Source organism: Cryobacterium sp. TMT2-14, assembly GCF_004402465.1.
Taxonomy (GTDB): Bacteria; Actinomycetota; Actinomycetes; order Actinomycetales; family Microbacteriaceae; genus Cryobacterium; species Cryobacterium sandaracinum.
The window spans coordinates 106,758-129,025 of the sequence record NZ_SOFV01000042.1 but is presented as its reverse complement, the minus strand read 5'-3'; the positions used below and the strand labels follow the sequence as shown (position 1 = coordinate 129,025).

Genomic DNA, 22,268 nt, shown 5'->3' with positions numbered 1-22,268 from the left:
TCACCCGACGCCCTCATCGCCCTCGCCATGCTCAGCCTCGGCGGCCACAAACCCGCACTCCCCGGCCGGGTTTAACCCACAGAAGCAGCAGGAGAGCCGAGATTTTGCCCGAAACGCCTTGTTTAAAACCCGAGAACCGGCTCCCAGAGCAAAATCTCCGTCGAATTGGTTAGACCACCGCCTGATACGGGGGCTCACCCTTTTAGTTGACGTGCAGCACCACCGGCGGCTCTACCTCGCCGCGCCATGCCTCGATGCCCTCCTTGATCGCGAACCCGGCGATCACGAGGGCGGCGAGCGAGTCCGCCCAGGCCCAGCCGAGGAGCGCGTTGGCCGCCAGCCCGAGCAGCATCGACCCGGACAGCCACGCGCAGAGCAGCAGCTGCCGGGCGTCGGCGATCACGCTGGCACTGCCGAGCTCCGCGCCGGTCCGGCGCTCCACGCCTGCCACCCCGGGCATGATCACGAGGCTGAGGCACGCGATGACGATGCCCAGCGGGCTGGGCGCCGCCTCGACAACCCCGGCGAAGCTCAGGCCGGCGGCCAGGATCACGTACCCGGCGAGGGTGAAGAACGCGATCGCGATGGCGCGGAGGGCCGGTTTCTGCCAGCGCTCAGGATCGCGACGGGAGAACTGCCACGCGATGACCGCGGCGGAGAGCACCTCGATGACGGAGTCCAGGCCGAAGGCGATCAGGGCGGTCGAGGATGCCGCGGCGCCCGCCACGATCGAGGCGACGGCCTCGAGCACGTTGTAGCCGATCGTGAAACCCACGATCCAGCGCACCGTGCGGCGCAGCACCGTGCGACGGGCCTCGGACAGTGTTCCCGGGTCATCCATGGCACCCCCTCCCGCTCCAATCCTGCCACTCACGGCGAGGCCCGGCCGGGCGCTGCAGGCGCTCCGGCAGCCTGGTGACGGCCGGAGTCGGCGGACGACGGGGCATCCGGTAAGTTGGATAAGGCCCAATACTCAGGCACTTCACCAACGACACGGTGCCGCACAGATCGAATCGGAGAAACATGACCGCCGCCAACGTTCCGGAAAAACCGGCCCTTGAAGGCCTCGAAACCAAGTGGGGCGGCTCGTGGGAAGAGACCGGCACCTACCGTTTCGACCGTGACTCGGCCACACGGGAAAGTATCTTCTCCATCGATACCCCGCCGCCGACCGCTTCCGGCTCCCTGCACATCGGCCACGTCTTCTCTTACACCCACACGGATGTCATCGCCCGCTTCCAGCGGATGCGCGGCAAGAGCGTCTTCTACCCGATGGGCTGGGATGACAACGGCCTGCCCACCGAGCGGCGCGTGCAAAACTACTACGGCGTGCGCTGCGATCCGTCGCTGCCCTACGCCACCGAGTTCACCGCCCCGTTCGAGGGCGGAGACGGCAAAAGCACCAAAGCCGCCGACCAGCTGCCGATCAGCCGCCGCAACTTCATCGAGCTGTGCGAGCGCCTCACCATCGAGGACGAGAAGCAGTTCGAGGCCGTTTGGCGCATGCTGGGCCTGAGCGTCGACTGGGCCCAGACCTACCGCACGATCGGCAATGACTCCCTGGTCACCTCCCAGTCCGCCTTCATCGGTAACGTCGAGCGCGGTGAGGCCTACCAGGCCATGGCCCCCACCCTCTGGGACGTCACCTTCCGCACCGCGGTCGCCCAGGCCGAGCTCGAAGACAAGGAGATGCCGGCGTTCTACCACCGGGTCGCCTTCGCCAAGCCCGATGGCGGCGCCATCGAGATCGAGACCACCCGCCCCGAACTACTGCCGGCCTGTGTGGCGCTCGTGGCGCATCCGGACGACGAGCGCTACCAGGCGCTGTTCGGCACGACCGTGCGCACCCCCCTCTTCGACGTGGAAGTGCCGATCCTGGCCCACCACCTCGCGCAGAAGGACAAGGGCAGTGGCATCGCCATGATCTGCACGTTCGGCGACGTCACCGATGTGATCTGGTGGCGTGAACTCGACCTACCGAACCGCGCCATCATGGGCTTTGACGGCCGCATCATCGCCGAGGCGCCCGAGGCGATCACAAGCGAGGCCGGACAGGCCGCGTACGCGCAGCTGGCCGGCAAGACCGTCTTCTCCGCCAAGGCAGCCGTGGTCGACTTGCTCCGCATCGGCGGCGACCTGATCGGCGAGCCCCGCGCGATCGTGCACCCGGTCAAGTTCTTCGAGAAGGGCGACAAACCGCTCGAGATCGTGTCGACCCGTCAGTGGTATATCCGCAACGGCGCTCGGGACGAGGAGCTGCGCGCCCGCCTGTTCACGCACGGTACCGACCTGCAGTGGCACCCGGAGTTCATGCGTGTGCGCTACGAGAACTGGGTCAACGGCCTCACCGGCGACTGGCTCGTCTCCCGCCAGCGCTTCTTCGGCGTTCCGCTGCCGATCTGGTACCCGCTGGATGCCGACGCGAACCCGCTCTTCGACCAGCCCATCGTCGCCACCCGCGAGACGCTCCCGGTCGACCCGTCCTCCGACACCGCCCCGGGCTTTGCCGCCGAGCAGCGCGGCCAGGCGAACGGCTTCGTCGGCGAGGTCGACGTGATGGACACCTGGGCGACCTCCTCCCTGACCCCGCAGCTGGCGGGCGGCTGGGAGCGCGACCCCGCACTGTTCGATCTCGTCTACCCGTACTCGCTGCGCCCGCAGGGCCAGGACATCATCCGCACCTGGCTGTTCTCCACCCTGCTGCGCTCCGAGCTGGAACACGGCGTCTCGCCGTGGCAGCACGCAGCCCTGTCCGGCTTCATCGTCGACCCCGACCGTAAGAAGATGTCCAAGTCCAAGGGCAATGTGGTCACCCCGGCAGACATGCTCGAGCAGCACGGTTCGGATGCCGTGCGCTACTGGGCCGCGTCGTCGCGCCTCGGCACCGACGCGGCCTTCGACCCCAAGAACCCGACCCAGATCAAAATCGGCCGTCGCCTGGCGATCAAGATCCTGAACGCGTCAAAGTTCATCCTTGCCTTCGACGGCGCCGCCGACGCCCCCGTGACCGAGCCGCTCGACCAGAGCATGCTCGCTCGGCTCAGCGTCGTCGTCGGCCACGCCACCGCCGCGATCGAGGGCTACGACCACGCCCGTGCGCTGGAACTCACCGAGAGCTTCTTCTGGACGTTCTGCGACGACTACCTCGAACTGGTCAAAGAGCGCGCGTACGGCGAAGCCGGAGCCGGCCAGGCTTCGGCCGTCGCCGCCCTGCGCACCGCCCTGGCCACCCAGCTGCGCCTCTTCGCCCCATTCGTGCCGTTCGCGACCGAGGAAGCCTGGTCCTGGTCCAACGAGGGGTCCATCCACCGTACCCCCTGGCCCGTTCAGACCGAGCTCGGCGGAGGGCAGGGCGGCAACGTGGCCCTGCTGGACCTGTGCAGCCGGGCGCTCACCGGCATCCGCCGCGCGAAAACGGATGCCAAGGCATCCCAGAAATCCGCCGTTGTTTCTGCTGTAATTAGCGGTACGGCTGCAGAGATTGCCCTGCTCAGGCAGGCTGCAGCCGATCTGAGGGCCGTTGGCCGCATCTCGGAGTTGGTTTTTATTGAGGGCAGCGAATTGGCTGTCACTGACATCGTGCTCGCCACGGTGCTGGAGAACTAGGAGAACCGAATGTCAATCAAGGTACGCGCGCTCGGCGACAAGGACTTCTTCTCATGGCTGGGACTCTTCGAGGGCTACAGCGAGTTCTACAAGAGCGAACTGACTGATCAGAAAGCGCTCCAGGTCTGGAGCTGGATCATCGACAAGAACGAGTCTCTCGCCGGTGCCGTGGCTGTCGACGAGGACGGCGAGTTCGTCGGCTTCGCCCATTACCGCGAGGTCCCGAGCACCCTGACCGCCACTCGCGGACTGTTCCTGGACGACCTGTTCGTGTCGCCGGACTCCCGCAGCACGGGCGTCGGCCGGGCCTTGATCGAGTTCGCCAAGGAGTGCGCCGCGGCGGACCGTCTCACGACCGTGCAGTGGCTGACCGCCGCCGACAACGAGACCGCGCAGCGCCTGTACGACGATGTGGCCACCCGCACGGACTGGGTCACCTACGAGATCGAGCTGTAAGTGAAGATGGGAACCCGCTGGCCTCTGGGTCACCCGGCGCCGGCCGGGCTGCCTCATGTGGTGGAAATCGCCATCCGTGCGGTCGAAGAGGACCTCACCGTGCTGGCGGAGGACTCCAGCGCCTGGCGCTGGACACTGACCTGGCTCGAGGGCAACCCCGTGCTCGAGCTCGACGACGGCACGATCATCCGCTATGACCCGGGCGAGGACAGTGCCACGATCACGCAGCCGTCGATCGTGCTCGACGACGAAGATGACTGGATCTAACCTCTGCTGACCGGCATTCCGGTACTCCGCGGGGCCACTCCGCACCCCGTGGTCGTGCGTCAGCGTGAGAGTCGTTCGACGCCTGCTGCCTCCGATGACAGGGACTGCTCCCAGCGGAACAGGGCGGCGACCCCCAGGCCGCCGGCGATGCTGACCGCCGCGAGGGCGGCGTCCCCCGGCGTTGCCGCGGCGCGACACTGCTGCAGCAGCCTCAGTACCAGCAGGGCTCCGCTGGCGCCGAACGGATGCCCGAGGGCCAGCGCTCCGCCCTCGCGGTTGGCGTGCTCCTCCGCAACGCCGAGCAGATCGAGGGATGCGAGCACCTGCGCCGCGAACGCCTCGTTGAACTCGATCCGAGCCAGGTCGGCCCCGGTCAGGCCCTGCCGGAGCAGCACGAGGCGCGCGGCCTCGGCGCCGGCGATGCCGAGGAAGTTCGGGTCCGTGCCGGTGACCGCGGCGTCGACGAAGGATAACCAGCCGGTCAGTCCGAGTTCGCGTGCCCGCCGGCGGCTGGTGACCAGGACCACGACGGCGCCATCGGCATCCGCGCAGGAGTTGCCGGCGGTGACCGTTCCTCCCGGCCGGAAGACCGGCGCGAACCGGGCCAGCAGGGCCTCAGTCAGACCCGGGCGGGGACCCTCGTCGACGAAAACCGGGCCGGTCTCTGTCGGCAGCGGCACGATCTCGGGGGCTGGCACGGCGGCAGCCGTGGCGGCCAGCCGGTGACTGCGGAGGGCGAAGGCATCCTGCCGCTGCCGGGAGATGCCGTAGCGGTCGGCCACGTTCTCGGCGGCGACGCCCATGTCGGGGTCGCCGATCGAATCGGGGGCGAAACGCACGCGATCGAAGAAGTCCGGCTGCCCGGCGCTCGAGGTGAGCCGGTGCGCACGCAGCGGGGCCGTGCTGCAACTCTCGACTCCCCCGGCAAGGTAGAGGTCGCCGGCGCCGGCGGCAACCAACCGGCAGGCCAGCACGATGGCCTCAAGGCCGGAGCCGCACTGCCGGTCGATCGTGAGGCCGGGAACGGAATCCGGCAGACCGGCCGTCAGCGCGGCGAGGCGGGCAACATTGCCGCCGCCGCCCGCCGCGTTGCCGATGATGACGTCGTCGATGGCAGCCGGGGACACCCCGCCGCCGGACACCACGGCGTTCAGCACGGGGGCCAGCAGGTCTTCGGCACGGGTGTGCGCGAACACCCCGTTGCGGCGGCCGAAGGCGGTGCGGCGGGCAAGAACGATCACGGGTTCCCGGGCATCGTCGGTTGGCGGGCCGGCGTGCGAATCGACGGTGTCGGCGCTGGGAGCAGCGGAGCCGTCGGCACCGACCGCGTCCGGCCGGATTGGGTCAGCGGAGCGGGCGCACACGACGGTCACCCTCCTCGATCCAGCGGCGCAGCATCACCCGGCTGAGTTTACCGGCCGAGGTGAGCGGCAGTTCCGCCAGGGCGTAGTAGGCGCGGGGCCGGTGGGGCGCGGCGAGCAGAGCCGCGACGTATGACCGGATGCGCGCGGCATCCGTCTCGGAGCCCGCGATCACGGCGGCCACCACGCGGGTCCCGCGAACGGGGTCCGGCAGACCGGTGACGACGGCCGCCTCCACGCCGGGAAGGCCGCGCAAAGCCGCTTCGACCTGCTGCGGGTAGACGTTGTGCCCGGACGTGACGATGAGGTCGGCGCGGCGGCCGAGGTGGTGCAGCACGGCCGCCGGGTCGAGGAAGCCGATGTCGCCGACCGTGCACCAGTCGACCTCGCGGCGGAACGCCTCGCCGTCGTCGCCCCAGGCGTACCCGCCGCCCACCAGAAGGCTGCGCACGAAGATGGTGCCCGGGGTGCCGGTCGGCAGGGCGCGTCCCGCGTCGTCCTGGATGCGCACCTCCACGCCGGGCAGAGCCCGCCCGACGGCGGTCGCCGAGATCGGCGACACCTCGCCGGGACGCAGCACGGATGCCGTCACGAAGCTCAGTTCGGCCGCCCCGTAGTACTCGAACACGCTGGCGTCCGGCGCCCAGAGGCGCAGCATCGACAGGGTTCCCGGGTCGAGTTTGGCCCCCGCACTCACGATGCCGGTGAGCCCCCTGCCGGTGGGGGGCCTGCCGTCCGTGCCGACGGACAGCGCGTGCGCGGCGATCACACGCAGCACGGTCGGCGCCGCCACGATCCGGGTGATCTGCTCGACAGTGACACAGGCGACAGCGGCGGCGGCGGAGAAGCGGGGCAGAGCGAAGAAGGCGGAGCCGGTGTGCAGCGATTCGGCGAAAGCGTAGAGGCTGAGGCTGGCAGAGAGCGGGCCGGGCGCCAGTGTGCGGTCGTGCCGAGTCAGGCCGAAGAACTCGGTGCCCAGCGCGAACGAGCGCTGCCAGGAGGCTCGGCTGCGCGTGAATGCCTTGGGTACGGAGGTCGTGCCGGAGGTGAACCCGTAGAGGAAGTCCCTGTCGGGTGGACCGTCGCGCAGCTCCGTGCCGAGCAGGGGCGCGCCGGCGGCGACCCGTCCGTCCAACCCGGCGGTCCTCGCCAGGCGGCTCTCGACCACCCTGCGCTGCGCCTCCGGCCAGTCAGGGTTGAGAATCGCAGAGCAGCGGCCTTCGGCGACGCCCGCGGCGAAGGCAACGGCGAACGCGGTGCCGTGGGGCAGGCAGACGCTGGAGATCCGGGGCGTCGCGGGCAGGATCGCCGCCGCCGCATCGCGGAGCTCGGCGAAGCTGATTCGGTCGGCGCCGACCGCGACGGCGGTGGCGTCGGGCTGAACCTGGGCCCAGTGTTGGAGTCGGTCGAGGAACGGCACGGGCTACTTCCTGGCGACGATCTCGCCGTGTGGGATACCGCACCAGCCATCGGGGTCGCCGGCCCACTGCAGCCATGCGGCTTGCATCATCCGAAGGTCGGCGAGGTCGGCCGCGCCCACCTCGATGGCGTGTGCCGCGAAGTCGGACTCGATCACCCGCTCGGCCCAGGATTGCCCCCACCACTCGCGTTCGACATCCGAGGCGAAGCACCAAAGGGATGCCGAACTCGCCACGTCGGTGAACCCGGCCTTGCGCGCCCAGGCTTTGAGAGCGCGCCCGGCGTCGGGGTCGCCGCCGTTCCAGTACTGCACGTCGCGGAAGGCGCTCTCCCACAGCTGCAGGCCCTGAAGCTTCGGGTAGTACATCACTCCCCCGGAATCGACGTCGCGGGCGGCGAGGATTCCGCCCGGTCTCAGCACGCGCCGGAACTCCCGCAGCGCGGCGACGGGGTTGGCGAGGTGCTGGAGCACCTGGTGCGCGTGCACGATGTCGAAGCTCGCGTCGGCGAAGCCGAGCGCGTAGGCGTCACCCACCCGGAACGACACGTTCCGCACCCCCTCATCGAAGGCCAGCCCGGCTGCGCGCAGCACAATCTGCTCCGACGCATCGATGCCGGTAACCTGACCGGGATACAGCCGGCGTGCCAGGTCGACCGTGACCGTGCCCGGACCGCAGCCCACGTCGAGCAGGGTCAGCCCGGCATCCAGGTGTGGGATCAGGTAGGCCGCCGAGTTGGCCACCGTGCGCCAGGTATGCGAGCGCAGCACGCTCTCGTGATGCCCGTGCGTGTACTGCTCCCGGGGCGCGGTCTCGGGGCGTGCCGGCTCGTCGATCATGAACCGATCCTAGGCGTGCGGGGGAATACTCCGACAGACGAAATGTGGATGTGACAGGGTGAAGAAATGAACCCCTTCGCCAGCATCAGCACGCTTCCGTTCGAGCTGCCCCCGTTCGCGCTGATTGCGGAGGAGCACTACCGGCCGGCGTTCCTGGACGGTATGTCCGAGCAGTTGGCCGAGATTGCGGCGATCTGCGCGAGCACGGATGCCCCCACCTTCGACAACACGATGGTTCCGCTCGAGCGCAGCGGACCGTTGCTGACCCGGGTGGCCGAGGTGTTCTTCAACCGGAGTTCGTCGGACTCCAGCGACTTCACCAACGCCCTCGAGGAGGAACTGGCCCCGCTCCTCGCGGCGCACGCGGACGCCATCCGTCTGGACCCTGGCCTGTTCACCCGGATCGCCGCTCTGCAGGAGCAGCGGGACCGGTTGGACCTGGAGCCGGAGGAGCGCTACCTGATCGAGCGGTACTTCACCGAGTTCACGCTCGCGGGCGCGGGCCTCGGCGACGACGACAAGGCCCGGCTGCGTAACTACAATAAGCGGCTCTCCACGGCCACCACCCGGTTCGAGAAGAACCTGCTCGCCGACACCATCGATCTGGCACTCGTGCTCGACGACGTGAGCGAGCTGGATGGCCTCAGCCCCGGTCAGATCTCCGCCGCGGCCGAGGCCGCCCACGAGCGCGGCCTGACCGGCCGTTACGTGATCACTCTGGTGCTGGCTACCTCGCACCCCTACTTGGCACAGCTGACGAACCGGGGTGTGCGGGAACGGCTGCTGGCCGCCTCACGGTCCCGGGGCATCCGTGGCGGGCAGTTCGACAACCGCGCCCTCGTGCTGGAGATCTCGCGGCTGCGTGCCGAGCGAGCCCGGCTGCTCGGATTCGACAGCCACGCGGCCGGCGTGACCGCGGACCAGACGGCGAAGACCCCGGAGGCGGTCGCCGACATGCTCGGGCGCCTCGCGCCGGCGGCAGCCCGGAATGCGCGCGTCGAGCAGGCCGACCTGCAGGAGCAGATCGATGCGGACGGCGGGGACTTCGAGCTCGCCGCCTGGGACTGGGCCTTCTACACGGAGAGGGTGCGGCGAGCCCGCTACGACGTGGACACCGCGGCCATGCGCCCCTACTTCGAGTTCGAACGGGTGCTGCAGGACGGCGTGTTCTACGCGGCCAATCGGCTCTACGGCGTCACCTTCACCGAGCGACCCGACCTCGTCGCCTGGCACCCCGGCGCGCGTGTGTTCGAGGTCGCCGAGGCCGACGGCTCCCCCGTGGGCCTGTACATCATCGACGTCTACACCCGCGACTCCAAGCGGGGCGGCGCCTGGATGAACGCCCTGGGCTCCCAGTCGACGCTTATAGGTACCCCCACGATCGTCTGCAACAACCTGAACGTTCCCCGGCCGGCGACGGGCGAGCCCACCCTGCTCAGTTTCGACGAGGTCGTCACCCTGTTCCACGAGTTCGGGCACGCCCTGCACGGCCTGTTCGCGCGGGTCACCCACCCGAAATTCGCCGGCACCAATGTGTACCGCGACTTTGTGGAGTTCCCCAGCCAGGTCAACGAGATGTGGATGCTGTGGCCCGACGTGCTCGCGAACTATGCTCGTCACCACGAGACCGGGGAGCCCATGCCCCAGGACCTCGTCGACCGCATCCACGCCTCGTCCACCTTCAACGAGGGCTTCTCCACCAGCGAGTACCTTGCGGCGGCCCTGCTCGACCAGGCCTGGCACCGCATCGAAGCCGACGACAGGGTGACGGATGTCGCCGCGTTCGAGGCATCCGCCCTCGCCGCCGTGGGGCTCGACAATCCTGCCGTGCCGACCCGCTATTCCAGCACCTACTTCGCGCACACCTTTGCCGGCGGCTACGACGCCGGCTACTACTCCTACATCTGGAGCGAGGTGCTGGACGCCGACACCGGCGAGTGGTTCGCAGAGAACGGCGGGCTCACCCGGGCCAACGGAGACCGTTTCCGGTCGCGGCTGCTGAGCGTGGGCGGCAGCACAGACCCGCTCGCCGCCTACCGCCATTTCCGCGGTCGTGACGCCGACATTCAGCCGCTGCTCGACCGTCGCGGCCTGAACTAGCACCGTCCGGCCCTGCCCGGCCCTGCCCGGCCCTGCCCGGCGCCCTAACGCCCCGCCCCTGAACCAATTCGACGGAGATTTTACGGAAACCGGCCGCTTTCGGCCCGTGTGGGTCCGATTTCGGCAAAATCTCCGTCGAATTCGTTAGGGGGCAGCGACGGCAGTTGGGTGAGAGCACCCGGAGGGCATCCAGCCGAGCCAGAGCATGACCACGCCGCCGATGACCAGCCCCCGAACGCGGAGCCGATGCCCAACACCGAAACGCCCGACGCGGTGACCAGGACGAGGCAGGCCGCCCCGGAGGCAGCCGTGGCGATCCACCGCTTCGGGCCGTCAGGATGCGCGTCGGGGCCGGCCATCGGCGCGGTCGTGATTGCCGTCAGGGTGATGCCGAGCGCGCCGACGACCGATCCGACCGCGTTCGCCAGACCGGAGCCGACCAGATCGCGCAGGGCGGAGGCTGGTAGCCGAACGTCGATGATCGCGGCCACGGCCATGGTCGCCGGCACCATGCACGCGCGCGCCGGCTTGCCCGCGGCGAGCCAGACCAGAACAACCGGCACCGCGAGCAGCGGCTGCTGCACGGCTGCCGTCACCGGGGCCGGGCAGATCGGGAACATGATGCCGGCAAGCATCGCTCTGGCGATCGGCTTCGGGATACAGCACGCCGTCGATGCCGACCAGCAGGCAGGGCGCCAACAGCACGGGTGCCGTCTGCGAATCGGTCGCGCCCACGGCCTGCAGCCCGGCGATGACGAGCACGAATGAACCCGCGAATCCGGTGACCGCCGCAACGACGCCGACGAAGGCGGGCTGGTACACGGCGGCCCCCGGGCTCAGTTCGGTCGGGTGCCGAAGCGGGGTGAGGCCGGACGCTGAACCTAGGCGGACTTGTCGACGCGGCGGGCCTTGTGCAGCACGATCGTGGGCTCGGCGTTATCGAGCACGGCGGCCCGGGTGACCACGACGCGCGCCACCTCGGAGCTCGACGGCACCTCGAACATGATCGGTCCGAGCACTTCTTCCATGATCGCTCGCAGGCCACGCGCACCGGTCTTGCGCAGGACCGCGAGGTCGGCGATGGCCTCCAGCGCCGGCTGTTCGAACTCGAGCTCGACGCCGTCGAGCTGGAACATGCGCTGGTACTGCCGCACGAGGGCGTTCTTCGGGACGGTCAAAATCTGCATCAGGGCCACCTGGTCGAGCTGGGTGACGGTGGTGACCACGGGCAGACGGCCGATGAACTCGGGGATCAGGCCGAATTTGTGCAGGTCTTCGGGGAGCACCTCACTGAACAGGTTGACGTCGTCACCCTTGCTGTGAAGCGGAGCGCCGAACCCGATGCCCTTCTTGCCGGCCCGGGTCGAAATGATGTCATCCAGGCCCGCGAACGCGCCGGCCACGATGAACAGTACATTCGTGGTGTCGATCTGAATGAATTCCTGGTGCGGATGCTTGCGCCCACCCTGCGGCGGAACCGAGGCCACAGTGCCCTCGAGAATCTTCAACAGGGCCTGCTGCACACCCTCGCCGGACACGTCGCGGGTGATCGAGGGATTCTCGGCCTTGCGCGCGATCTTGTCGATCTCGTCGATGTAGATGATGCCGGTCTCGGCGCGTTTGACGTCGTAGTCGGCGGCCTGGATCAACTTGAGGAGGATGTTCTCCACGTCTTCACCGACATAGCCGGCCTCGGTGAGGGCCGTCGCATCCGCCACGGCGAAGGGAACGTTGAGGCGTTTTGCCAGTGTCTGGGCGAGGTAGGTCTTGCCGCAGCCGGTAGGGCCGATCAACAGAATGTTGGACTTGGCGATTTCCACGTCGTCGTGGATGGCGTCGGCGGCGGTGAGGGTGGCGCGGGAGCGTACGCGCTTGTAATGGTTGTAGACGGCAACGGCGAGGGCGCGCTTTGCGGCTTCCTGCCCGATGACGTATTCCTCGAGGAAGCCGAAGATCTCCTTCGGCTTGGGCAATTCGAATTCGCCGGTACCGTCTTCAGCGGTGGCTTCGGCCAAACGCTCCTCGATGATCTCGTTGCACAACTCGACGCATTCGTCGCAGATGTAGACACCGGGGCCCGCAATGAGCTGCTGCACCTGCTTCTGGCTCTTTCCGCAGAAAGAGCATTTCAACAGGTCAGCGCTTTCGCCTATTCGGGCCATCCGTCAGCCTCCTCCATTGACAACTGCATCGAGCCTAGCCTGTGCCTGTGCGGCACGGGTGCAGGCTGACCGCATCAGTCGAATAACGTTCAGGCACCGTTCTGCCCGAACTCTCCGATATGCGAAACGCGACGGATGCCCGGCTCCGTTGAGCCGGACATCCGTCGCGTTCACGGTTTCGCTCTTCTACTTGACGAGCGTGGGCACGTTTTTGCGGCTGGTCAGGATCTGGTCGATCAGGCCGTACTCGAGGGCCTCGGCCGAGCCGAGGATCTTGTCGCGGTCGATATCCTTGTGAACCTGCTCCGCGCTGCGGTTGGAGTGGTGAGCGATGGTGAATTCGAGCCACTCCCGCATCCGCTGAATCTCAGCTGCCTGGATCTCGATGTCGGAGGCCTGACCTCCGCCCTGTCCGCCGGCCGAGGGCTGGTGGATGAGGATGCGGGCGTTGGGAAGGGCGAGGCGCTTCCCGGGTGTGCCGCCGGCAAGCAGCACGGCCGCAGCGGATGCCGCCTGGCCGAGGCAGACCGTCTGGATGTGCGGACGAATGTACTGCATCGTGTCGTAGATCGCCGTCATCGCGGTGAAGGAGCCACCCGGTGAGTTGATGTACATCACGATGTCCCGGTCCGGGTCCTGGCTCTCGAGCACCAAGAGCTGGGCCATGACGTCATCGGCGGACGCGTCGTCCACCTGCACGCCCAGAAAGATGATGCGGTCCTCGAAGAGCTTCGCGTAGGGGTCCTGGCGCTTGTAGCCGTAGGCCGTGCGCTCTTCAAACGTGGGAAGGATGTATCGGGCCTCGGGAGCCTGCGAGGCGCGGCCCCCGGCCTGGTGACCAAAATTCGTGAATTCCATGTCGTCTCGCCCGTCCTACTTCTTGTTCACTGAGTCGTCGGTGCCGCCGCCGCCGACCACTTCCGACGCGGAGCCGCGCAGGTGGTCGACAAAACCATAGGCCACGGCCTCGTGAGCGGTGAACCAGTTGTCGCGGTCGTTGTCAATGAGGATCTGCTCGACCGACTTGCCGGTCTGCTCTGCCGTGAGTTCGGCCATCCGCTTCTTCATATCCAGGATGACCTTCGCCTGCGTCTGGATGTCGGCGGCCGTGCCACCGAATCCGCCGGACGGCTGGTGCAACAGGACCCGGGCGTTGGGTGTGATGTAGCGCTTGCCCTTGGTTCCAGAGGACAACAGGAACTGCCCCATCGAGGCAGCGAGTCCGATGCCGACGGTGACGATGTCGTTCGGAACGAACCTCATCGTGTCGTAGATGGCCATGCCCGCCGTGATTGAGCCGCCGGGCGAGTTGATGTACAGGAAGATATCCCGCTCCGAGTCCTCTGCGGCCAGCAGCAGGATTTTGGCACAAATCTCGTTGGCGTTCTCATCCCGGACCTCTGAACCCAGCCAGATGATGCGGTCTTTCAGCAGTCGGTCAAAAACGCCCGGTGTAGGTGTCATATCGGCCATGTCGCGCTCCGTTTCACTTGTCGCTTCAGATTGAATCTATAGGAGCCAACGCTCCGGAACGGCTGTGTTCGCCCTCGGCAGATAACGCGCCGCCCACGCATCAGTCGCTCCGAACCAATTCGACGGAGATTCTGCTCTCCTGGCCCCGAAAATCGTGCATAACGGCCCTTAACCCGAAAATCTCCGTCGAATTGGTCCAGGGCGGGAGAGCTGAGGGCAAGGGACGAGAGCGGGGGCGGCAGGGCAGAAACGCGGAACGGGTCGGATGTCTGTGACATCCGACCCGAACGCCCGCGTGAGCGGTCGTCGTGCTACTTCTTGGCGGCGGCCTTCTTCTTCGCCGCGGTGGCCTTGGCCTTGGCTGCCTTCGCTGCCGTGGCCTTGGCGGCCTTGATGGCCTCGACCTCGGCGTCGACCTCGGCCTCGACCTCGGCGGCGTCGGAGTCGTCCTCCTCGATCTCCTCTTCCTCGTCCTCGCCGGACACCTCGTCGGCGACCGCGACGAACTCGGACAGGTCGACGGCGTTACCATTGGAGTCAACGACCTCGGCCTTGCCCAGCGCGATGGCGAGGGCCTTGTTGCGGGCAACCTCGGCCACCATCGACGGGATCTGACCGTTGCCGCTCAGCGCCTGGACGAATTCGCTCGGGTCCATGCCGTACTGGGCTGCGCCCTGGATCAGGTACTGAGTGAGCTCGTCCTGGCTGACCTGGACCTTCTCGGCCTCGGCGATGGTGTCGAGCAGGATCTGCTGACGGAAGGTCTTCTCGCTGGCCTCGGTGACCTCGGCGCGGTGCTCGGCGTCTTCGAGGCGGTTCTCGCCCTCGAGGTGGCGACGCACCTCGTCCTCGATGATCGCGGTCGGAATCGGAACCTCGACCGACTCGAGCAGCTGCTCGACGAGCTTCTCGCGGGCCTGGGTGCCTTGGCCGAAGACCTTGGAGCGCTCGACCTGGCCCTTGAGGCTCTCGGTCAGTTCGGCGATGGTGTCGAACTCGCTGGCGATCTGCGCGAAGTCGTCGTCGGCGGTGGGAAGCTCGCGCTCCTTGACGGCGCCGACGGTGACGGTGATCTCGGCGGTCTCGCCCTCGTGGTCCCCACCCATGAGGTTGGAATTGAAGGTGGTGGTCTCACCGGCGCTGAGAGAGTCGAGCGCCTCGTCGATGCCGTCGATGAGGTCGCCGGATCCGACCTCGTAGGAGATGCCGGTGGCGTTGTCGACCTCGACGCTGTTGATGGCGGCGATCAGGTCGATCTGCACGAAGTCGCCCGTGGTAGCGGGACGATCGACGGTGACGAGAGTGCCGAAGCGGCTGCGCAGGTTGTCGAGTTCCTCGGTGACCTCTTCATCGGACACCTCGACGGCGTCGACGGTGAGCTTCAGCCCGGAGTAGTTCGGCAGGTCGATCTCGGGGCGCACGTCGACCTCGATGGCCAGTTCCAGGTCTCCGGAGAAGTCCTTGTCGCTGGGCCAGGCGACGATGTCTGCCTCGGGGCGGCCCAGGGGGCGCAGCTTGTGCTCGGTCACGGCCGAGCGGTAGAAACCGTCGAGGCTCTCGTTGACCGCATGCTCGAGCACGGCGGACTTGCCGACACGCTGGTCGATGATGGCCGGCGGGACCTTGCCCTTGCGGAAGCCGGGGATGTTGATGTCCTCGGCGATGTGGCCGTAGGCGTGGGTGATGCTGGGCTTCAGCTCCTCGGGAGCCACCGAGATGGTGACCTTCGCGCGAGTGGGGCTCAGTTGTTCTACCGTGGACTTCACGTGGCAATCTCCTGTGTTCGACCGATGTATTTAGGGGGTGTTGGTCGGGGCGACAGGATTCGAACCTGCGACCTCTCGGCCCCAAACCGAGCGCTCTACCAAGCTGAGCTACGCCCCGGACAATTTCTCAACCCGGTGATGGCATCCGCTTGGCGCGCAGAGTTCGCGCAATTCGCGGAATGACCTCGATAAGTCTACTGCACGGTCCGGATGCCGCGGGTCGAGGCGTGCAGCTGGCGACCGTCGACGTGTACTACGCTGAGTGAGTGCGCGGGGGACTGCGCCCGGGGGATGTAGCTCAATGGTAGAGCCTCAGTTTTCCAAACTGATGGCGCGGGTTCGATTCCCGTCATCCCCTCCACACAACATCCTGGACGGATCGTCTTACACGGCTCAGTCGAGTCCGAGCCCGTTCAGCGTCGTGCGCAACGTCGCCGCCGAGTGCTCGAACAGCTCCTGCTCCTTCTCGCTGAAGGGAACCTCGATCACGCGCGAGACGCCCTCGGCGTTGATCACGCTCGGCACCGACAGCGCCACGTCGCTGACGCCCCGGTAGTCGGTGAGCACCGAGCTGACCGGAAGCACGGCGCCCTCGTCGCGCAGCACGGCCTCGACGATCCGGGCGCCCGAAAGCCCGATCGCGTAGTTCGTGGCGCCCTTGCCGGCGATGACCGTATACGCCGCGGTCTTCACGCTCTCGGTGATCGCGTCGAATTCCGCCTCCGAGAACGGCACCAGACCCTTAGGCGAGATGTCGTCCTGCACCCACTCGGCCAGGGAGATCGGGCCAATCCGGGCCTGGGACCAGAGCGGGAACTCCGAGTCGCCGTGCTCTCCGACGATCACGGCGTGCACATTGGCGATCGCGACGCCGACCCGGTGCGCGAGCATCCAGCGCAGCCGGGAGGAGTCGAGCACCGTGCCCGACCCGAAGACGCGCGTGGCCGGCAGCCCGCTGAACTGGCGGGCAGCATAGGCAAGCACGTCGCAGGGGTTGGTGACGAGCATATAGACGGCGTCCGGGGCTCGCTCGACCAGCTGGGGCATCAGCTCCCGCAGGATCCCGACATTGACGCCGGCCATCTCGAGCCGGGACTGACCGGGGTGCTGTCTGGCCCCGGCCGTGATCACGACCATGTTCGCCCCCGCGATGGCGTCGAGGTCGCTGCCGCCGGCCACGCAGGAAGCACCCGTGAACTGGGTGCCGTGGGCCAGGTCGAGAACCTCGGCCTCCACCTTGGGCCCGTTGATGTCGTAGAGCACGACTTCCCGCGCGGACTGCCGGATCAGTGCGGCGTAGGCCAGGGACGACCCGACGGCCCCGGCTCCGATGATGGCCAGCTTGGAATTCGCGATCTCGCTCATAAGCTCATTCTGCACCCCTGACCGGGCCGGATCCGAGTATCCGGATATCCGTGGCTGAGTCAGTGCCGCAGGGTCAGTGCCGCAGGTAGGTGAGCACGGCCAGCACCCGGCGGTGGTCGGAGCCCGAGTCGTCGAGGCCAAGCTTCTGGAAGATCGAGGTGACGTTCTTCTCGACCGCGCCGACGCCGATCACGAGCTTCGCGGCGATGCCGGCGTTGGTGCGCCCCTCCGCCATCAGCCCGAGCACGTCACGCTCACGCGGGGTGAGGGCCGCGACCGGGTCGGTGCGGCGGGCCAGCAACTCGCGCACGACCTGCGGGTCGAGCACGGTGCCGCCCGCGCTGATCCGGGTCACGGCGTCCCGCAGCTCGTCGAGCGACGCCACCCGGTCCTTGAGCAGGTAGCCCAGTCCCCCGTTGCCGGCGGCGAGAAGTTCATGCGCGTAGGTGCCCTCCACATACTGGCTGAGCAGCAGGATGCCCACCGACGGCAACCTGCGGCGCAGTTCCAGCGCGGCGCGCACGCCCTCGTCCCGGAAGGTGGGCGGCATCCGCACATCCAGCACGGCGATGTCGGGCCGCAGCGCGTCTACCTCGGCCAGGAGGGAATCCGCGTCGCCGTAGGACGCGACGGTCACAAACCCGGCCTCGTCGAACAGGCGGATCAGACCTTCTCTGAGCAGCACCGAGTCCTCGGCCAGCACGAGCCGCAGGGGTGGGGCGGAGGGAGCGGCGAGAATGGCTGAAGCGAGGTCGGTCATCCGTTCAGGATACGGCGACCGCTCGCGCCGGCCGGGCCGCGGGCAGTGGGATGTGTGCCCCGATCGCGGTCGGGCCACCCTCGGGGCTCCGCACCGACAACACCCCGCGAAGGCCGTGCAGGCGTTCGTCGAGTCCTTGCAGGCCGTGGGCATCGGTCAGCCGGGCCCCGCCGATGCCGTCGTCGATCACCCAGATGTCGAGCCAGATGACGCCGGCGGCCCCCGTGCTGGCAGGGCTGCCGGTGCTCCCATCGTCGGGGACGGCGCGCAGGGCCAGGTGCAGACGGATGTCCGTGGCCCGCGAGTGCTTGGCGGCGTTGGTGAGCAACTCCGCGCCGACGAAATACGCGCTCCGCTCGATTTCGCTGGGCAGCCGCAGCGCCGGGTCGACCTGCAGCTCGAGCCGCACAGGGATGGTGCTACGGGCGGCCAGGGACTCGAGGCCGGCGAGGAGACCGCGGTCCTGCAGGAGGGGCGGCACCAGACCGCGGGACAGCGCCCGCAGCTCCTCGAGGGTGTCGTGAGCCTGCTCCCGGGCCTCCACGATCAGGGTGCGCGCGGCATCCGGGTCGGTATCGAGCTTGCGCTCGGCGCTGGCGAGGTCCATCTGCAGGCGCACCAGGCGCTGCTGCGGACCATCGTGGATGTCCCGTTCCAGGCGTCGCAGGGACTGGTCTTCCGCGGCGACGGCCGCCCCGCGCGACGCGCTGAGGTCGGCGACCTCACGCTGCAGGGCCTCGGACCGCCAGGCGCCCAGCATGCCGCGGGCCGCGAACTGGTGCAGCCGGGTGAACGCGTGGGTGATGTACGGCAGGGTCAGCAGAAAGAGGATGCCCAGGACGAGCTGGAGGAGGCTTTCGGCCAGGAGCGGGTCGATCGGGAGCGTGGTGCCCGGCAGAATCCAGTTCAGGATGATCGCGTGCAGGTCGTCGTTCCGGTCCTCGGGGAGGAAGCGGCCCCAGATCCAGTAGCTGACGCCGCCGAGGCCCACCGACAGCCAGACTACGGTGACGATCCAGCTGACAAGCCCGACCACGAAGTTCACGACCATGCCGTGCAGCAGGTAGAGCCAGTAGTGCCCGTTGACGAGCGGGCCGAGCAGGGCGCGGAGGGTGGTGGCCGGCTCCCCCGGCGTCGCCCACCGCGGCGGGGTGATGGCAGGCTGGCCGGCCCAGCGCAGGCGGGCGAGTTCGACCAGACCGATGCCGCGGGCGAGGTAGAGGGACGCCACGACGACGACGATCCCAACGACGGCGGCGAGCAGGCCGATGCCGGTGAAGAATACGGTGCTCAGAACGGTGAGGGCGATCACGACCACCGGCAGGGTCAGCAGTAGAAAGAGCAGCTCCTGCGGCACGCGCCGCCAGAGCGCGCGATAGCCGGCGCGTGCGGGGGTTTCGGTCGGTGCGGTCATGGTGTCCTCCAGTAAGTCTGTCGGTACTCAGCCTGATCGCCGGGTCGAGTAGACGACATCCCGCTGCCAACCGGATCTCGCCGGGGGTAACCCCCCAGGTCAGAGGGTGGTGTGGGTGAAGCGGCCGGCGAGCAGGGTGGCGGCCACGGGCATCCGTCGCAGGTCGGGCACTGAGGCGACGAACGGGTCGATCTCGCACACCGCGAGGTCGGCGACGTCTCCCGCCAGAACGCGGTGCCGGCCGCGCGCGGACGCGGCGAGCGCGGCCTGCCGGGAGATGGCTTGCTCGGCGTGCCAGGGTTCGCGGCTGCCGCGAGTGCGCCCGACGGCGGCGGCGATGCTCACCCACGGGTCCAGCGGAGCGACCGGGGCGTCGGACCCGAGCGCGAGCGTGACCCCGGCGTTCAGCAGGCTCTTCAGCACGAAGGCCCGGTCGGTGCGTCCCACCCAGTAGCGGTCGGCGACGTCCCGGTCGTCGAGGGCGTGCTCGGGCTGCACGCTCGCTACCACGCCGAGCCGGGCGAAACGGGCGACGTCCTCCCTCGTGAGCAGCTGCGCGTGCTCGATGCTGCCGGCGCAGCCGAGCTGCTCGAAGGCGTCGAGGGCCAGCGCGTTGGCCCGGTCGCCGATGGCGTGCACGGCGGGGCGGATGCCCGCGGCCACGGCCCGGCCCAGGTGCGCGAGCAGCTCCTCCGGCGGCACGGTGAGCATCCCGCGTGACCCGGGCTGGCCCTCCAGGCCGGGGTACTCGTCGACGCAGTACGCGGTGCGGGTGTTCAGCGAGCCGTCGGTGATCACCTTGCAGGATCCCACCGTGAGCAGCCCGCCGGTGCCGTCGATGCCGGCCCCACTCCGCAGACCGAGTGCGATGGCGCGCTCCAAATGCTGGGTGTAGATACCGAACTCCACCCGCAGCGAGTCGGTGCCGCCCTGGATGCGCCGCAGCCAGGTGGCGAGGTTCCAGTCCATCTCCATGTCGACGATGCCCACGACCCCGCGAGCCGCCGCGGCCCGGGCCGCGCTGTCGGCCCAGCCGTCCATCACGACATCGGGCACCTCGGCGAGCGTGCGCACCACGGCGAAGCAGTCCTCCTCACGGAGCAGCCCGGTCGGGTGCTCCGTGTGGCCGTGGCGGGCGAGCGCGGCCGAGTTCAGCCAGCATGAGTGTAGGTCACCGCTGATCAACACGGTCGGAACGGTGCCGGCGGCGGCGTCCAGCAGGGGCCGGCTCGGGGCATCCGGCCACAGAGCGTCGCGAAACCCGAACCCGACCAGGGTCTCCCCCCTCGAAACGCCGGGCACCCGTTCGGCCACCAGGTCGGCCGCGGCGGCGGCACCGTCGGTGCCGGACAGATCCAGCCGCTGATTCGTCTGCGCCCACTGGCTGAAGTGCACGTGGTTGTCCCAGAGGCCCGGAATCAGCCAGCGTTCTTCCAGATCGACCGAACGGATGCCCGCAGCCGACTGACTCAGATACCCGAGCCGGCGCACCCGGCCGTCGACGATCAGCGTGTCGACGATCTCGTCGCTTCCCGGCAGCCGGCCGTTCCGCAAGACGAGCGGAGGGGCCGACGCTGTTGCCGGAGCGGGCGTGGACACGCTCACCGGTCGACCCCGTGCACCCGGCGCATTTCGGCTGCCAGGCCCGGGCTCGCATAGGGACCGTCTCCCTCGAGTTCACCCAGAATGCGCGCCACGGTCTCGGCCGGCTTGTTCTGGCTGAGCTTGCACTTGGCGGTGAGGCGGTTCACCCTGAGCCGGAAGCCGACCGTACCGGCCGCAATACGGGCGGCGTAGGCGGCGTTGGCCTCGGTGCCGGACAGGCGACGCGGTTCAGGCATCCGCTCCTCGAAGTGGTCGACCAGGCGGTCCAGCACCCGCAGGTTCTCCTCGTCGCTGAGTAGTTCGGGTGTGCCGTTCAGGTGCGCGGCGACGAAGTTCCAGGTGGGAACGGCGGGTGCCGCGTCGTACCAGCCGGGCGAGATGTAGCCGTGGGGTCCCTGGATGATCACCAGCAGCTCGTGCCGGCCGAGTTCGTGCAGGGCCTCGTCGGGGCGTCCGACGTGGCTGACCAGCACGATTCCGTCGGTCTCGTCGGCCTCCTCGTCGAGCAGTACCGGGTAGTGCGAGGCCACCAGACCGGACTCGGTGTGGCTGATCAGCGTGGCCCATGGGTTCTCCCGGATGAGACGGCGGATCTCGGCCGGGTCGCCCTGCTCAAAAATGGGGTTGTGTCTCATCGGTGTCCCGTTCTGGTCGTGGGTTCAGATCAGGTGAAGCAGATCAGGGCGAGCAGGTCAGGCCTGGCATTTCGGGCACCAGTAGAGCTTGCGTGCGGCCATCTCCTCAACGGTGATGTGGGTGCCGCAGACCCGGCAGGGCAGCCCCTCGCGCTTGTACACCCAGTGCCGGTCGGCCCGTCGCCTCAGGGCTCGCCCATAAGCCGCGTCGCCGAGGCCGTCCATGGTCATCATCTGCCCGGTCGACACGCCGATCTTCAGCAGGTGCGCCCAGTCTCGCCAGAGCGCACGGGACTGCTCGTCGCTGAGCGACTTGCCCGGCGCATACGGGTTCAGGCGCGCACGGAAGAGCAACTCGGCCCGGTAGACGTTGCCGATGCCGCTGACCACCAACTGGTCCATCAAAAGGCGCCCGATCGGGGTGGGCTTCTTCCGCACCACCGTGACGAAGCGGTCCTCGGCGGCGCGGCTGTCGTCGAGCATCGGGTCCGGCCCGAGACGGTCCATCGCCACGTGCACCTCCTGAGAGTCGAGCACCACGCAAGCCGTGGGCCCGCGCAGGTCCGCAACGACGTCGTCGGCCAGCAGACGCACCCGCACCTGGCCGATGGGTGCGGGCGGGAAGCCGTCGGGCTCGACGCTGACCTTCTCGTCTTCCGCCATCCGCAGCCGGGTCAGCCGGGGCGCGCCGATGCTCTGCAGCGAGTCCTCCCCCGCCAGGCCCTGCATGACGTCACCCGCGTCGCGCCTGACGGTCCGGCGCCTGCGACCCTTGATGGCGGCGTCCGTACCGTGCGCTTGGATGTCCCCGGCAAAGTCCCAGGCGCCGTAGAGCCCCAGGTGCACGCGCAGCCAGAGCCCGTTGTCGAATTCGAGGAACATCTGCTTGCCGACGGCACGGGCATCCGTCATGATGTGGCCGTCGAGCATCGCCGCGCCGTCCACGAAGCGGCCCTGCGGCGACGACAGTCGGATGCTTTTACCCACGAAGTTGCGGGCGAACTGGCGCGCAATGCGGTGGACGGAATGACCCTCAGGCAC

General features: G+C 68.3%; 19 protein-coding genes and 2 tRNA genes. 5 read left to right on the top strand and 16 right to left on the bottom strand.

Annotation, left to right across the window (positions count from 1 at the left end; all coding sequences use genetic code 11):
* Window positions 1–202: 202 nt before the first annotated feature.
* Window positions 203–841, bottom strand: a complete 639-nt coding sequence (locus E3O28_RS14945) for a cation transporter (RefSeq protein ID WP_104103381.1) — start codon at window positions 839–841, stop codon at window positions 203–205.
* Between the two features lie 182 nt (window positions 842–1,023).
* On the opposite strand from E3O28_RS14945, the gene valS reads away from it, so the two are divergent.
* From valS to E3O28_RS14930, 3 genes are read left to right on the top strand one after another with little or no spacing between them, the layout of a single operon-like run.
* On the top strand, window positions 1,024–3,606 hold the full coding sequence (valS, locus tag E3O28_RS14940; RefSeq protein WP_134343134.1) for a valine--tRNA ligase: 2,583 nt from the start codon (window positions 1,024–1,026) through the stop codon (window positions 3,604–3,606).
* Window positions 3,607–3,615: 9 nt separating this feature from the next.
* On the top strand, window positions 3,616–4,062 hold the full coding sequence (locus tag E3O28_RS14935) for a GNAT family N-acetyltransferase (protein ID WP_104103375.1): 447 nt from the start codon (window positions 3,616–3,618) through the stop codon (window positions 4,060–4,062).
* Window positions 4,063–4,068: 6 nt separating this feature from the next.
* The gene (locus E3O28_RS14930; RefSeq protein WP_241973155.1) at window positions 4,069–4,329 is read left to right on the top strand and encodes a hypothetical protein; all 261 of its coding nucleotides are present in this window, start codon (window positions 4,069–4,071) and stop codon (window positions 4,327–4,329) included.
* Window positions 4,330–4,388: 59 nt separating this feature from the next.
* Here E3O28_RS14930 and E3O28_RS14925 read toward each other — a convergent pair whose 3' ends face one another.
* Genes E3O28_RS14925 through E3O28_RS14915 form a run of 3 tightly spaced genes read right to left on the bottom strand, consistent with a single transcriptional unit; the run spans window position 4,389 to window position 7,947 of the window.
* Window positions 4,389–5,702: a thiolase family protein gene (locus E3O28_RS14925; RefSeq protein WP_347232394.1), complete on the bottom strand. Its 1,314-nt coding sequence runs from the start codon at window positions 5,700–5,702 to the stop codon at window positions 4,389–4,391.
* Entirely contained in the window at window positions 5,674–7,110 is a 1,437-nt protein-coding gene (locus tag E3O28_RS14920; protein WP_134343132.1) for an AMP-binding protein, read from the bottom strand. The genes E3O28_RS14925 and E3O28_RS14920 overlap by 29 nt, the downstream gene beginning before the upstream one ends.
* A gap of 3 nt (window positions 7,111–7,113) precedes the next feature.
* Window positions 7,114–7,947 carry a methyltransferase domain-containing protein gene (locus E3O28_RS14915; protein WP_134343131.1) on the bottom strand — a complete coding sequence of 278 codons (834 nt, stop codon included), beginning with the start codon at window positions 7,945–7,947 and terminating at the stop codon, window positions 7,114–7,116.
* A gap of 66 nt (window positions 7,948–8,013) precedes the next feature.
* Here E3O28_RS14915 and E3O28_RS14910 point away from each other — a divergent pair, with 66 nt between their 5' ends.
* Complete coding sequence (locus E3O28_RS14910) at window positions 8,014–10,047, top strand: M3 family metallopeptidase (RefSeq protein WP_134416618.1); 2,034 nt, start codon at window positions 8,014–8,016, stop codon at window positions 10,045–10,047.
* Window positions 10,048–10,127: 80 nt separating this feature from the next.
* On the opposite strand, the gene E3O28_RS14905 is transcribed toward E3O28_RS14910, so the two are convergent.
* From E3O28_RS14905 to E3O28_RS14875, 6 genes are all read right to left on the bottom strand, one after another.
* On the bottom strand, window positions 10,128–10,682 hold the full coding sequence (locus E3O28_RS14905) for a benzoate/H(+) symporter BenE family transporter (protein ID WP_134416616.1): 555 nt from the start codon (window positions 10,680–10,682) through the stop codon (window positions 10,128–10,130).
* A 246-nt stretch (window positions 10,683–10,928) separates the two neighbouring features.
* Window positions 10,929–12,209: an ATP-dependent Clp protease ATP-binding subunit ClpX gene (clpX, locus tag E3O28_RS14895; RefSeq protein WP_134416614.1), complete on the bottom strand. Its 1,281-nt coding sequence runs from the start codon at window positions 12,207–12,209 to the stop codon at window positions 10,929–10,931.
* A gap of 186 nt (window positions 12,210–12,395) precedes the next feature.
* Entirely contained in the window at window positions 12,396–13,067 is a 672-nt protein-coding gene (locus E3O28_RS14890; protein ID WP_104103356.1) for an ATP-dependent Clp protease proteolytic subunit, read from the bottom strand.
* A gap of 15 nt (window positions 13,068–13,082) precedes the next feature.
* A complete protein-coding gene (locus E3O28_RS14885) occupies window positions 13,083–13,682 on the bottom strand; it encodes an ATP-dependent Clp protease proteolytic subunit (RefSeq protein ID WP_104103353.1) in 600 nt (199 codons plus the stop codon).
* Window positions 13,683–13,993: 311 nt separating this feature from the next.
* Window positions 13,994–15,448, bottom strand: a complete 1,455-nt coding sequence (gene tig / locus E3O28_RS14880; protein WP_134416612.1) for a trigger factor — start codon at window positions 15,446–15,448, stop codon at window positions 13,994–13,996.
* 41 nt (window positions 15,449–15,489) lie between these two features.
* Window positions 15,490–15,566: transfer RNA gene (locus E3O28_RS14875), tRNA-Pro, on the bottom strand.
* A gap of 169 nt (window positions 15,567–15,735) precedes the next feature.
* Here E3O28_RS14875 and E3O28_RS14870 point away from each other — a divergent pair.
* Window positions 15,736–15,809 (top strand) — tRNA-Gly (locus E3O28_RS14870).
* Window positions 15,810–15,841: 32 nt separating this feature from the next.
* On the opposite strand, the gene E3O28_RS14865 is transcribed toward E3O28_RS14870, so the two are convergent.
* The 6 genes from E3O28_RS14865 to E3O28_RS14840 all read right to left on the bottom strand — a co-directional run bounded on the left by E3O28_RS14865 (window position 15,842) and on the right by E3O28_RS14840 (window position 22,268).
* Complete coding sequence (locus E3O28_RS14865; protein WP_104103349.1) at window positions 15,842–16,813, bottom strand: L-lactate dehydrogenase; 972 nt, start codon at window positions 16,811–16,813, stop codon at window positions 15,842–15,844.
* A gap of 73 nt (window positions 16,814–16,886) precedes the next feature.
* Window positions 16,887–17,573: a response regulator transcription factor gene (locus E3O28_RS14860; protein ID WP_104103347.1), complete on the bottom strand. Its 687-nt coding sequence runs from the start codon at window positions 17,571–17,573 to the stop codon at window positions 16,887–16,889.
* Window positions 17,574–17,577: 4 nt separating this feature from the next.
* Window positions 17,578–18,987 (bottom strand): sensor domain-containing protein, encoded by a 1,410-nt coding sequence (locus tag E3O28_RS14855; protein WP_104103344.1) that lies wholly within the window; start codon window positions 18,985–18,987, stop codon window positions 17,578–17,580.
* Window positions 18,988–19,086: 99 nt separating this feature from the next.
* Window positions 19,087–20,586, bottom strand: a complete 1,500-nt coding sequence (locus tag E3O28_RS14850) for an amidohydrolase family protein (protein ID WP_134416628.1) — start codon at window positions 20,584–20,586, stop codon at window positions 19,087–19,089.
* Between the two features lie 2 nt (window positions 20,587–20,588).
* Window positions 20,589–21,227, bottom strand: a complete 639-nt coding sequence (locus tag E3O28_RS14845) for an FMN-binding negative transcriptional regulator (protein WP_104103338.1) — start codon at window positions 21,225–21,227, stop codon at window positions 20,589–20,591.
* A gap of 57 nt (window positions 21,228–21,284) precedes the next feature.
* Window positions 21,285–22,268: a DNA-formamidopyrimidine glycosylase family protein gene (locus E3O28_RS14840; RefSeq protein ID WP_104103336.1), complete on the bottom strand. Its 984-nt coding sequence runs from the start codon at window positions 22,266–22,268 to the stop codon at window positions 21,285–21,287.